This window comes from Streptomyces sp. NPDC001568, from assembly GCF_042893755.1.
Taxonomy (GTDB): domain Bacteria; phylum Actinomycetota; class Actinomycetes; order Streptomycetales; family Streptomycetaceae; genus Streptomyces.
The window spans coordinates 169,190-181,633 of the sequence record NZ_JBIAVF010000008.1; the positions used below are offsets into that span (position 1 = coordinate 169,190).

Annotated in this window: 10 protein-coding genes; 2 read left to right on the top strand and 8 right to left on the bottom strand. The window is 75.0% G+C overall.

Annotation, left to right across the window (positions count from 1 at the left end; translation table 11 throughout):
• Positions 1-33: 33 nt before the first annotated feature.
• The 5 genes from ACFY0I_RS16895 to ACFY0I_RS16915 are packed head-to-tail and all read right to left on the bottom strand — an operon-like array spanning position 34 to position 7,343.
• Positions 34-1,194, bottom strand: coding sequence for an acyl-CoA dehydrogenase family protein (locus ACFY0I_RS16895; RefSeq protein WP_388895781.1), 1,161 nt, complete (start codon positions 1,192-1,194; stop codon positions 34-36).
• Positions 1,191-3,110 (bottom strand): acetyl/propionyl/methylcrotonyl-CoA carboxylase subunit alpha, encoded by a 1,920-nt coding sequence (locus ACFY0I_RS16900; protein ID WP_388895784.1) that lies wholly within the window; start codon positions 3,108-3,110, stop codon positions 1,191-1,193. Before ACFY0I_RS16900 ends, ACFY0I_RS16895 begins: the two co-directional genes overlap by 4 nt.
• 8 nt (positions 3,111-3,118) lie before the next feature.
• On the bottom strand, positions 3,119-4,717 hold the full coding sequence (locus ACFY0I_RS16905; RefSeq protein ID WP_388895787.1) for an acyl-CoA carboxylase subunit beta: 1,599 nt from the start codon (positions 4,715-4,717) through the stop codon (positions 3,119-3,121).
• A complete protein-coding gene (locus ACFY0I_RS16910; protein ID WP_388896234.1) occupies positions 4,714-6,480 on the bottom strand; it encodes an acyclic terpene utilization AtuA family protein in 1,767 nt (588 codons plus the stop codon). Before ACFY0I_RS16910 ends, ACFY0I_RS16905 begins: the two co-directional genes overlap by 4 nt.
• 59 nt (positions 6,481-6,539) lie before the next feature.
• Positions 6,540-7,343, bottom strand: a complete 804-nt coding sequence (locus ACFY0I_RS16915; RefSeq protein WP_388895790.1) for a TIGR03084 family metal-binding protein — start codon at positions 7,341-7,343, stop codon at positions 6,540-6,542.
• Positions 7,344-7,672: 329 nt separating this feature from the next.
• On the opposite strand from ACFY0I_RS16915, the gene ACFY0I_RS16920 reads away from it, so the two are divergent.
• Positions 7,673-9,421, top strand: coding sequence for a CocE/NonD family hydrolase (locus ACFY0I_RS16920; RefSeq protein ID WP_388895793.1), 1,749 nt, complete (start codon positions 7,673-7,675; stop codon positions 9,419-9,421).
• 40 nt (positions 9,422-9,461) lie between these two features.
• On the opposite strand, the gene ACFY0I_RS16925 is transcribed toward ACFY0I_RS16920, so the two are convergent.
• Positions 9,462-9,917: a hypothetical protein gene (locus tag ACFY0I_RS16925; protein WP_388895796.1), complete on the bottom strand. Its 456-nt coding sequence runs from the start codon at positions 9,915-9,917 to the stop codon at positions 9,462-9,464.
• Positions 9,918-10,013: 96 nt separating this feature from the next.
• Here ACFY0I_RS16925 and ACFY0I_RS16930 point away from each other — a divergent pair, with 96 nt between their 5' ends.
• Entirely contained in the window at positions 10,014-10,973 is a 960-nt protein-coding gene (locus ACFY0I_RS16930; protein WP_388895799.1) for a helix-turn-helix transcriptional regulator, read from the top strand.
• A 16-nt stretch (positions 10,974-10,989) separates the two neighbouring features.
• Here the strand turns inward: ACFY0I_RS16930 and ACFY0I_RS16935 are convergent, their stop codons facing one another.
• Together ACFY0I_RS16935 and ACFY0I_RS16940 are read right to left on the bottom strand one after the other, a co-directional pair.
• Positions 10,990-11,388 (bottom strand): DUF1801 domain-containing protein, encoded by a 399-nt coding sequence (locus ACFY0I_RS16935; RefSeq protein WP_388895802.1) that lies wholly within the window; start codon positions 11,386-11,388, stop codon positions 10,990-10,992.
• Positions 11,388-12,392: a DMT family transporter gene (locus ACFY0I_RS16940; RefSeq protein ID WP_388895805.1), complete on the bottom strand. Its 1,005-nt coding sequence runs from the start codon at positions 12,390-12,392 to the stop codon at positions 11,388-11,390. The genes ACFY0I_RS16935 and ACFY0I_RS16940 overlap by 1 nt, the downstream gene beginning before the upstream one ends.
• Between the last annotated feature and the right edge of the window lie 52 nt (positions 12,393-12,444).

The following is a 12,444-nucleotide window of genomic DNA, read 5'->3' on the forward strand; positions in this document are numbered from 1 at the left end:
CCCGCTCCCCGGGTCTCCGTTTTGGTTCGGGGGTCAGTAGGACTTGGGGAGGCCCAGGGTTTGGTGGGAGATGAAGTTGAGGATCATTTCGCGGCTCACCGGGGCGATGCGGGAGACGCGGGCGGCGGTGATCAGGGAGGCCAGGCCGTATTCGCGGGTCAGGCCGTTGCCGCCCAGGGTGTGGACGGCCTGGTCGACCGCCTTGACGCAGGCTTCGGCGGCGGCGTACTTGGCCATGTTCGCCGCCTCGCCGGCGGCCATGTCGTCGCCCTCGTCGTAGAGGTGGGCGGCCTTCTGCATCATGAGGCGGGCCAGTTCCAGCTCGATGTGGGCGGCGGCCAGCGGGTGGGCGATGGCCTGGTGGCTGCCGATGGGCTCCCGCCAGACCTGGCGGGTCTTCGCGTAGTCGACGGCCTTGGCGAGGGCGTGGCGGCCCATGCCGATGGCGAAGGCCGCCGTCATGATCCGCTCGGGGTTGAGGCCCGCGAAGAGCTGGAGGAGGCCGGCGTCCTCGTCACCGACGAGGGAGGACGCGGGCAGGCGGACCTCGTCCAGGGTGAGTTCGAACTGCTTCTCCGCCGCCTGGAGTTCCATGTCGATGACGGTGCGGCCGAAGCCGGGGGTGTCGCGGGGGACGATGAACAGGCACGGCTTGAGACGGCCGGTGCGGGCGTCTTCGGTGCGGCCGACGATGAGGGTGGCGTCGGCGATGTCCACGCCGGAGATGAAGACCTTTCGGCCGGTGAGGATCCAGTCGTCGCCGTCGCGGCGGGCGGTGGTGGTGATGCGGTGGGAGTTGGATCCGGCGTCGGGTTCGGTGATGCCGAAGGCCATCGTGCGGGTGCCGTCGGCGAGGCCGGGGAGCCAGGCCCGCTTCTGGTCCTCGGTGCCGAAGCGGGCGATGACCGTGCCGCAGATGGCGGGCGAGACGACCATCATGAGGAGCGGGCAGCCCGCCGCGCCGAGTTCTTCGAGGACGATGGAGAGCTCGGCGATGCCGCCGCCCCCGCCGCCGTACGCCTCGGGGAGGTTGACCCCGAGGTAGCCGAGGCCGGCGGCGTCGGCCCACAGCTCGTCGGGGTGGCCGCCCTCGCGGGCGACGCGGGCGAGGTAGTCGCGGCCGTACTTGTGGCCGAGGGCGGCCACCGCCGTGCGCAGGGCCTTGTGTTCGTCGGTTTCGAGGGTCGGGCTCATGTCTGCGGTTCCTCCTGGACTACGGCGAGCAGGGCGCCGAACTCGACCTGTTGGCCGGGAGCGGCGTGGAGCGCGGTGAGCGTGCCGGAGGCGGGGGCGAGGACGCGGTGCTCCATCTTCATGGCCTCCAGCCAGAGCAGGGGCTGCCCGGCGGTGACGGCGGAGCCGGGGGCGAGGCCCTCGGCGACGCGGACGACGGTGCCGGGCATGGGGGCGAGCAGCGAGCCGGGTGCGGTGTGGTCCTCGGGCTCGGGGAACCGGGGGACGGGGAGCAGGGTGTGCGCTCCGAGCGGGGAGTCGACGTGGACCTCGCCGGTGTGCGGGTTGTGTTTCACGTGGAACACGCGTCGGATGCCGTGGACTTCCAGGGTGACGCGGGTGGGGCCGGCGGCGAGGAGCTTGATGTCGGGGTGGTCGACGAGGACGCCGCCCTGCCGGTAGCGGGCCGTGTACGCCGTTCCGGCCACCGTGTAGCGGCGGGTCTGCGGTTGCGAGCGGACGTTGCGCCAGCCGCCGAGGCGGCCGGCGAGGGAGGCGCCCGGGGCGGGGGCCGCCTCGGCGAGGGCGGCGGCGAGGACGGCCGCGGTGGGGTCCGGGGTGTCCGCGGTGAGGGCGGTGAGGTGGCGGTCGTAGAAGCCGGTGTCGGGCCGGCCGGTGGTGAACTCCGGGTGGCGCAGGGAGCGTACGAGGAGGTCCCGGTTGGTGGTCAGGCCGTGGACGCGGGCCCCCGCCAGGGCGTGGGCGAGGACGCGGACGGCTTCGGCGCGGGTGGGGGCGTGGGCGATGACCTTGGCGAGCATCGGGTCGTAGTGCACGCCGACGGTGTCCCCGGCGACGAAGCCGGTGTCGACGCGGAGGTCGCCGGGGACGTCGAGGGTGTGCAGCACGCCGGTCTGGGGCCGCCAGTCGTGGGCCGGGTCCTCGGCGTAGAGGCGGGCCTCGACGGCGTGACCGGTGGGCTGCGGCGGGGTGGCCGGCAGGGCGGCGCCCTCGGCGACGCGCAGCTGGTGGGCCACCAGGTCGAGGCCGAAGACGGCCTCGGTGACGGGGTGTTCCACCTGGAGGCGGGTGTTCATCTCCAGGAAGTACGGGCGGCCGTCGGCCGTGACGAGGAACTCGACGGTGCCGGCGCCCTCGTAGGACACGGCGCGGGCGGCGGCGACGGCGGCCTCGTGGAGGGTGGCGCGCAGGGTGTCGGACAGGCCGGGTGCGGGGGCCTCCTCGATGACCTTCTGGTGGCGGCGTTGGAGGGAGCAGTCGCGGGTGCCGAGCGCCCAGACGGTGCCGTGGGCGTCGGCGAGGACCTGTACCTCGACGTGCCGACCGCGCTCCACGTAGGGCTCGGCGAAGACCTCGCCGTCCCCGAAGGCGGAGAGGGCTTCGGCGGAGGCGGCGTCCAGGGACTCCTTGAGCGTGTCGAGGTCCCGTACGACGCGCATGCCGCGGCCGCCGCCGCCCGCCGCGGCCTTGAGCAGGAGGGGCAGGTCGGCGGCGGTGGCTCCGGCCGGGTCGACGGGTTCGAGGAGGGGGACGCCGGCGGCGCGCATGAGGTCCTTGGCCCGGGTTTTGGAGGCCATCGCCTCGATCGCCTCGGGGGGCGGTCCGATCCAGGTCAGGCCGGCGGCGCGGACCCGGCGGGCGAAGTCGGCGTTCTCGGAGAGGAATCCGTAGCCGGGGTGGACGGCGTCGGCGCCCGCCGTGCGGGCAGCCTCGATCAGCAGGTCGGCGCGCAGGTAGGTGTCGGCGGGTGCGGCGCCGGGCAGCCGGACGGCGGCGTCGGCGCGGCGGACGTGCAGGGCGTCGGCGTCGGGGTCGGAGTGGACGGCGACGGTGGCGAGGCCGAGGGCGCGGGCCGTGCGCAGGATCCGGACGGCGATCTCGCCCCGGTTGGCGACGAGGAGGGAGGTGATGGTCATCTGCGGGCTCACATCCGGAAGACGCCGAAGCCGCCACGGGCGCCCTCGACGGGGGCGTTGTGGACGGCCGACAGGCACAGGCCGAGGACGGTGCGGGTGTCGCGGGGGTCGATGACGCCGTCGTCGTACAGCCGCCCGGACAGGAACGTCGGCAGGGACTCGGATTCGATCTGCGCCTCCACGAAGGCGCGCATCCCGGCGTCCTGTTCCTCGTCGTACGGGAGGCCCTTCGCGGCGGCGGACTGCCGGGACACGATGGACAGGACGCCGGCGAGTTGGGCCGGGCCCATGACGGCGGACTTCGCGCTGGGCCAGGCGAAGAGGAAGCGGGGCTCGTAGGCCCGTCCGCACATGCCGTAGTGGCCGGCGCCGTAGCTGGCGCCGATGAGGACGGACAGGTGCGGGACGCGGGAGTTGGAGACCGCGTTGATCATCATCGAGCCGTGTTTGACGATGCCGCCCTGTTCGTACTCCTTTCCGACCATGTAGCCGGTGGTGTTGTGGAGGAAGAGCAACGGGATGTCGCGCTGGTTGGCGAGCTGGATGAACTGGGCGGCCTTCTGCGACTCGGCGCTGAACAGCACGCCCTGGGCGTTGGCGAGGATGCCGACCGGGTAGCCGTGCAGGGTGGCCCAGCCGGTGACGAGGCTGGGGCCGTAGAGGGGCTTGAACTCGTCGAAGTCGGAGGCGTCGACGATGCGGGCGATGACCTCACGCGGGTCGAACGGCGTCTTCAGGTCCGGCGGGACGATCCCGAGGAGTTCCTCCGGGTCGTACAGGGGCTCGGCGGCGGCCGGCGGGTCCTGGTGCGGCTTGCGGTGGTTGAGGCGGGCGACGATGCGGCGGGCCTGGCGGATCGCGTCGTACTCGTCGAGGGCGTAGTGGTCGGCGAGTCCGGAGGTCCGGGCGTGCATGTCGGCGCCGCCGAGGGACTCGTCGTCGCTCTCCTCGCCGGTGGCCATCTTGACCAGCGGCGGACCGCCGAGGAACACCTTCGAACGGTCCTTGATCATGACGGTGTGGTCGGACATGCCGGGGATGTAGGCACCGCCCGCGGTGGAGTTGCCGAAGACGACGGCGACGGTCGGGATGCCGGCGGCGGAGAGTCGGGTGAGGTCGCGGAAGATGGCGCCGCCCGGGATGAAGATCTCCTTCTGCGAGGGCAGGTCGGCGCCGCCGGACTCGACGAGGCTGACGCAGGGCAGCCGGTTCTGCCGGGCGATCTCGTTGGCCCGCAGGGCCTTCTTCAGGGTCCAGGGGTTGCTGGCGCCGCCGCGGACGGTGGGGTCGTTGGCGGTGATCAGGCACTCGACGCCCTCGACGGTGCCGATGCCGGTGACCATGGAGGCGCCGACCGGGTAGTCGCTGCCCCACGCCGCGAGCGGCGACAGCTCCAGGAACGGGGTGTCGGGGTCCAGCAGCAGCTCGACGCGTTCGCGGGCCAGGAGCTTGCCGCGGTCGCGGTGGCGGGCCGTGTACTTCTCGCCGCCGCCCGCGAGGGCCTTGTCGTGTTCGGCGTGCAGGGCGTCGAGGCGTTCCAGGGCGGCCGTACGGGCCGTCGCGTGCTCGGGGCTGCGCGGGTCGACGGCGGTACCGAGGCGGGTCATGGGCGGGTCCCCTCCGGGGTGGGCAGGAGGTCGGTCGGGATGTCGAGCCGGCGGGCGAGGGTCCCCTCCGGGGTGGGCAGGAGATCGGTCGGGATGTCGAGCCGGCGGGCGCGGAGCCATTCGCCGAGGGCCTTGGCCTGCGGGTCGAAGCGGTGGCCGGAGGCGACGCCGGCGCCGAGGATGCCGGTGACGGTGAAGTTCAGGGCGCGCAGGTGGGGCAGTTCGTGGCGGGCGACGGGGAGCTCCGCCGTCTCCGGGAGCAGGGTGCGCAGGGTGTCCACGGTGAGCGTGCGGAGCAGCCAGTCCCACGCGGGGGCGCTCTCCACCCAGACGCCGATGTTGGCGTCGCCGCCCTTGTCGCCGCTGCGCGCGCCGGCGACCGTGCCGAGGGGGGCGCGGGTGATGGGGGCGGGCTGGGGGTGGGCGGGGTTCGCGGGGCCGTGCGGGCTCCCGGGGGCCTGCGGGGGTGTGGGGCTCGCGGGGTTCTTCGCCGCGGTGACGGGGTGTGCGTCCTCCCCCGGTTCCGCCGCCGGCTGCCGGGGCGGTGGGGCGGGGACGGGGAGGCGGGTGCCGTCGGGGAGGACGGCGGTGTGGGGGACGGCGGTCGCCGCGATCGGGGCCGAGGTGAAGACCCCGTACGGCTGGGCCGGTCCCGGCGGGGCGGTGACGTGGAAGCCGGGGTAGCTGCCGAGGGCGAGTTCCACGGCCGCCGAGGTCAGCGCGCGGCCGACCCGGTCCGGGGAAGGGTCGCGGACGACCAGGCGCAGCAGGGCGCTCGCGGTCTCCTCGGTGTCGGCGTCCTCGTGGTCCGTGCGGGCGAGGGTCCAGGTCGCCGTCTCCACCCCCGCGAGGAGCTCCGCGAGCTGTTCGCGGACCAGGGCGGCCTTGGCGTCGATGTCCAGGCCGGTCAGGACGAAGACCACCTCGTTGCGCCAGCCGCCGATGCGGGTCACGCCCACCTTGAGGGTGTCCGGCGGGGCCTCGCCGCGGACCCCGGTGACACGGACCCGGTCCGCCGCCGCGGCGGTCAGGCGGACGGTGTCCAGGCGGGCCGTCACGTCCGGGCCGAGGTAGCGGGCGCCCTGGGTCTCGTACAGGAGTTGCGCCGTCACCGTGCCCGGGGTGACGGCTCCGCCGGTGCCCGGGTGTTTGGTGATGACGGCCGACCCGTCCTCGGAGATCTCGGCGAGGGGGAATCCGGGCCGGCGCACGTCGTGGGCGGTGAAGAAGGCGTAGTTGCCGCCGGTGGCCTGGGTTCCGCACTCCAGGACGTGGCCCGCGACCACCGCCCCGGCCAGCCGGTCCCAGTCGTCGGCCGCCCAGTCGAACCACCAGGCGGCCGGCCCGCTGACCAGGGCTGCGTCCGTCACCCGGCCGGTGACGACGACGTCGGCGCCGGCCCGTAGGCAGGCGGTGATCCCGGCCCCGCCGAGGTAGGCGTTGGCGGTGAGCGCGCCCTCCTCGTACGGCATCAGGTCGTCGCCCTCGACGTGGGCGACGGAGACGGGGATGCCCGCCTTGGCCGCGAGGCCGCGGACGGCGTCGGCGAGGCCCGCCGGGTTGAGTCCGCCCGCGTTCGCGACGATCCGTACGCCCTGCTCGTGGACCAGGGCCAGGGAGTCCTCCAGTTGGCGGACGAACGTCTTCGCGTAGCCGAGGCCGGGGTCCTTCAGGCGGTCGCGGCCGAGGATCAGCATGGTGAGTTCGGCGAGGTAGTCGCCGGTCAGGACGTCGAGGGGGCCGCCGGTCAGCATCTCGCGCATCGCGGCGAAGCGGTCCCCGTAGAAGCCGGAGGCGTTGCCGATGCGCAGGGGACGGCGGCTCACCGCGACTCCGCCCGGGGGTCCCGCCCGGGGCCGGCCGGGCCGGCGAAGGCCTGCGCGATGTCCAGCCACCGGTCGGCGTCGGCGCCGGTCGCCGTCAGCGCGAGGTCGTCCCGGTGGGCGCGCCGGGTGACCAACAGGCAGAAGTCGAGGGCCGGTCCGGTGACCCGCTGGTCGGCGCCCGGCGGGCCGTACGTCCAGGGTTCGCCGCCGTCCGGGGCGCGCAGTTCCACCCGGAACTCAGCCGTCGGCGCCGGCAGGCCCCGTACCGCGTACGCGTAGTCGCGGGCCCGTACGCCGATCCGGGCGACGTGCCGCAGCCGGCCGGTCGGGGCGCGGCGCACCCCGAGGGCGTCGGCGACGTCCTGGCCGTGGGCCCAGGTCTCCATCAGGCGGGCGCCGGCCATCGAGTTGGCCTTCATGGGCGGCCCGTACCAGGGGAAACGGGCGTCGGGCGAGGCCGCGTCGAGGGCGGCGTCGAGGGCGACCCGGCCGGCGCGCCAGCGGGCGAGCAGCTCGGCGGGCGGCAGCGCGGCGCCCTCGGCGGCGCCGTCGTCGACGAAGGAGTCGGGAGCCTTGAGGGCCTCCTGCACCAGCTGCCCGAAGCCGTCGGCATCGGTGAGGGCGAGGAGTGAGGCCCGGTCGGTCCAGTGCAGGTGGGCGATCTGGTGGGCGATGTCCCAGCCGCTCGCGGGCGTGGCCCGCGCCCAGTCTGCGGCGGGCAACTCCGCTACGAGGGAGTCGAGTTCACCCCCCTCCGCCCGGAGATCGGCGAAGACGGCGACGGCGGACGGATCGGGCACGGTTGCGCTCCCCTGCTCGGCGTGGAGGGAAGCCTGGCACTCGCCGAAGAAACAATCAAGCACGCTTGCATGGTTTCTTGGCGGACCGCCGTCTTCCCGCCAACCGGGCCAACCACGCCGAACGGGACGGGATTTGCCATACGGGATGGTCCGGCCGGACCCGGGCCCGCGACCGGCTCCGGGCGGGTGGAGGGGTTTCGGTCGGGGCGGGGGGAGCGCGGGGGGTGTGCGGGGTGGCGCGTCGATACTGGGGGCTTCGCTCCGGGCCCGGGAGTGCGTCGTCGCAGCCGAACACGTCCATGTCACCTCGACGAAGAGGATGAACCGCCGTGAAGCCAGCCGACCCGTCCGACCCGGCCACCCCGTCCCGCCCGACCACCCCGCCGGTCCCGCCGGTCCCGTCACCACCGGAAGCCCTGGAAGCCCCGGAAGCCCCGGAGACCCCCGAGGCCCCGGCCACCCCGTCCGTCCCGGGCATGGGCTCCCTCTACCCCGAGCTCGACGCCGTCGCGCTCGGGGCCTTCGCCGCCGCGTTGGAGAGCGGTGACACCTCCGGGTTGCCGCCCGCGCGGGCCGCCGAGGTGGAGGCCGTGCGGTCCGTCGCCGTGTTCAGCCGGGGCCGGGTGACCGGCGCCGGCGGGGTGCTGCTCGACGCCGCGCTGTGGCGGCGCAAGGGCTCCGGGCCGCGACCTGTGGTGGTGATGCCCGCGCCGTGGACGAACCTGGGCTGGGTCGCGTACGCGGTCCGGGCCGGCGCCTTCGCCGCCCGCGGCTACGACGTCCTCGCCTACACCCCGCGCGGCTTCGGCGCCTCCGCCGGCCGGGCCGACGCCGCCGGTCCCCTCGACGTCGCCGACGGCAGCCGGGCCCTGGACCACCTGCTGGAGCGCGCCGCCGGGCCCGTCACCAGGATCGGGTTCCTGGGCGTCTCCTACGGCGCCGGCATCGGGCTGCTCGTCGCCGCGCACGACCCCCGGGTGGACGCGGTCGGCGCGTTCAGCGCGTGGGGCGACCTCGGCGAGGTCCTGGTGGAGAACTCCACCCGACGCGTCGGCGCCGTAGGGGCCCTGCTGGCGTCCGCCGGGCGGGCCCGGCTGGGCCCGGGAACCGAACGCGTACTGGAGGACGTGCTGGCGGGCCGCGAGCTCGGGGGCGCCCTGCGCTGGGCGGAGGAACGTTCCCCCTTCGGCCACGTCAAGGAGTTCAACCGGCGCCGGCTGCCGGTCTTCCTCTCCCACGCCTGGCACGAGACGCTCCTCCCGGCGAACCAGACCCTCAAGCTGTTCGACGAACTCACCGGCCCCAAGCGCCTCGTCCTGTCGGTCGGCGACCACGCCGGCCCCGGCGCCGGCGGCCTGCTCGGCCTCCCGGACCGGGTGTGGACGGACGCCCACCGCTGGTTCGACCACCACCTCATGGGCCTCTCCAACGGCGTGGCCGACGAGGGCCAGGTCGCGGCCGAGGTGATGTGGAGCGGGACCGTCGAGCACCGGCCCACCCGGCAGGCCCTCACCCGCCGTGTGAGGCGGCTGCACCTCACCGGCGGCGGCCGGCTCGCCGACCGGCCCGAGGCGGGCTGGACCGCCGGCCTGCTGTGCGGGGTGGACACCCCGACGGCCGTCGCCGACGAGGTCGTCCGCTCCGGGTACGCGGAGATGGCGGGCCGCCCCAAGGTCTACCGGGCCGGCGACATCGACCGCGCGGTGGCCGCCCTATGGGTCGGCGCCCCCGCCGAGGACACCCTGCGGCTGCGCGGGACCCCCCGGCTCCGGGTCACCTACCGGGCCGCGAACCCCGGCTCCAGCTTCGTCGCCCACCTCATGGACCTGGCGCCCGACGGCTCGGCCCGCCTGGTCACGCACGCCCCGTACAGCGACCTCGGATCGGCCCCGGACAGCCTGGTCGGCGCGGACATCGAGCTCCAGGCCACCGCGTACGACGTCCCGCGCGGGCACCGCGTCCTGCTGGTCATGGCCGGCCGCGACGCCCTCTACGCCGACGCCAACCTGCCCCGCGCCTCCCTCGCCTTCACCTCGCCCGAGGCCACCCCGTCCTACCTGGACCTGCCGCTGGGCTGAGCCCGCGCCCCCGGGCCCGGGGCCCTCGGCCCCGGCCCCCTCAGGGCCTGCGCGTGAAGTCCATCGTCCAGTTCAGCAGCCACGTGCCGCCCCCGTCGACGGAGAAGTACTGCTCCCAGCGGGGCGGCGCGCCGGCCCCGGTCCCCGACCACACGTACCGCACCCGTACCGCCCTGCCGTCGTGCGTGTCCTCGCCCTCGAAGACCCCCCGCCCGTCCTCGAACCGGCCGACGACGGGCGGGAACAGGACTCCGGTGCGTCGGCTCGACCAGTACAGCGACCACGCGCCGCGCTCCCGGTCGAACAGGCGCAGGGTGAGCCCGGCGAAGCCCTTCGTCGGGAATTCGACCTCGTCGAAGCTCGCGCCGCCGTCGAAGTGCCGGGAGATCCGCGAGACCCCCGGGAACTCCTCCCACGCGCTGTCCGGGTCGAGGAAGTCGGTGCGCCAACGATTGGCGATGTCCCAGGTCCCGGCGAGGAAGTCGAAGTCGTTCATGCGGTGCGCTCCCCTGTTCCGTGCCCCGGCGCCGGTCGGCTCCGGGGCGCTGCGTTCGGGGGAACCGTAGGAGCACTCCCCTGACATCATGTGTCAGTGAAGTCCAGCCGCCTCCTGTCGATGCTGTTGCTGCTCCAGACGCGGGGCCGGATGACCGCCGCCGAGCTCGCGCGGGAGCTGGAGGTGTCCGTACGCACCGTCTACCGCGACGCGGAGGCGCTGACCGCCGCGGGCGTCCCGCTGTACGCGGACGCCGGGCACAGCGGCGGCTACGAGCTGCTGGCCGGCTACCGGACCCGGCTGACGGGGCTCAGCGCGGGCGAGGCCGAGGCGCTGTTCCTGACCGGGCTGCCGGGCCCCGCGGCGGAACTCGGGCTGGGCCCGGCCGTGTCCGCGGCGCAGCTGAAGCTGCGGGCCGCCCTGCCGCCCGAGCTGCGCGCGCAGGCCGACCGGATGCGGCTGCGCTTCCACCTGGACGCGCACGGCTGGTACGCGGAGCACGAGGAGGCCCCGCACCTCGCGCGGGTCGCCGACGCGGTGTGGCGGGGCCGGGTGGTCGAGGTGCGCTACCGGCGGTGGAAGGCCCCGCAGGAGGTGCGGCGGCGGCTGGAGCCGTACGGGCTGGTCCTGAAGGCGGGCCGCTGGTACCTGGTGGCGGGGCCGCGGGAGCCGCGTACGTACCGGGTCGACCAGATCCTCGACGTGACGGCCCGCGACGAGGAGTTCGAGCTGCCGGCGGGCTTCGACCTGGCCGCGCACTGGCGGCGGAGCCAGGCCGACTTCCACGCGCGGCTGCATCCCGAGGAGGCGGTCGTGCGCCTCTCCGCGCGGGCCGCGGAGCAGCTGACGGGGGCGGCGGCCCGGGCCCTGGCCGCGACCGGCCGGCCGGACCCGCAGGTGCCGGGCTGGATCCGCGCGGTGCTGCCGGTCGAGTCGCCGGAGCGGGCGGAAGCCCAGTTCCTGGCGCTGGCGGCGGAGGCCGAGGTGCTGGCCCCACCGGCCCTGCGGGCCCGCGTCAAGGCCGCCGTGGCGGCGATGGCGGCCCGCTACGCGTGATCCCGGCGCGGCCGGGTCAGCAGGCCTTTCCGGGGGTGGCGGCCGTGGCCCGCAGCAGGTCGCGCAGCAGGTCGAAGTCGATCCGGTCCGGGTGGCGAAACCGCAGGCAGGCCTTGCCCATGTCGTGTGCGGCGAGGCGTTCGGCGAAGGCGTCCCGGACGTCGGTGCGCAGCAGGTAGAAGGACACGTACTGCTTCTGGTCGGCCCAGGCGACCTCGCCGGCGGGCTCGCCGGGCCGGACGTACGCGGGCATCCCGTGGGCGATGACCTCCTCGAAGCCGGTCAGCTCGGCGCGACACAGCTCCCGCAGCCGGGTCAGGGCCGGGCGACGCGCCTCGGGGGCGGCGTCGAGGTAGGCGGCGACGGGGTCGGGGGCCGGCCCGGTCGCGGCCGGGCCGGTGGGGGCGGGTTCCATCAGGACACCCCTTCCTTCGGGCCGGGCTTCGCGCGCCCGCCGAGTTGGGAACGGACCGCGCCCATGCTGGCCGCGATCACCAGGGCGATGGCGAGGGCGTCCAGGGGCGACATCGCCTGGCTCAGGACCAGGAAGCCGGCGGTCGCCGCGATGGCGGGTTCCAGGCTCATCAGGATGGCGAAGGTGGGGGCGGGCATCCGGCGCAGGGCCAGCAGTTCCAGCGTGTACGGCAGGACCGAGGACAGGACGGCCACGCCGAGGCCCAGCGCCAGGGTGCTCGGCACGAGCAGGGCGGAGCCGGATTCGATGACGCCCAGCGGCAGGGAGATCACCGCGGCGACGGCCATGGCCAGGGCCAGTCCGTCGGCCTGCGGGAACCGTCGGCCGGTGCGCGCGCTGAAGACGATGTAAGCGGCCCACATCGCGCCCGCCCCGATCGCGAAGGCGGCGCCCGCCGGGTCGAGGGAGCCGAAGCCGAAGCCGCCCCCGCCGTGTCCGGACAGCAGGACGACGCCGCCGAGGGCGAGGCCCGCCCACAGCAGGTTCACCAGGCGCCGAGAGACGATCACCGACAGGGCCAGCGGGCCGAGGACCTCCAGGGTCACGGCGGGGCCGAGCGGGATGCGGTCGATGGACTGGTAGAAGAGGCCGTTCATGCCGGCCATGGCCACGCCGAAGGCGAGGACGGTGCCCCAGTCGGAGCGGCTGTAGCCGCGCACCTTGGGCCGGCACACGAGCAGCAGCACCAGTGCGGCGGCGGCCAGCCGCAGCGTGACGACCCCGGCCGCGCCCGCCCTCGGCATGATCATGACCGCGAGGGCGGCCCCGAACTGCACCGAGATCCCGGCCGAGACCACCAGCGCCACCGGCCCGAACCGCGCCCGGGCCGACGTCGGGGCGGGCCCGGCGGGGGCCGGCCGCGCGGCCCCGGTGGTGGACGCGCCCGCGGTCGCGGAGGCGGATGTTTCCGGGGAGGCCGTCGGGGACGAGGAGGGTGCGGGCATGAATCCAGCCTAAGGGGTACGTAAGGGCCGTGACGCGGTGTCCTTCCTTACA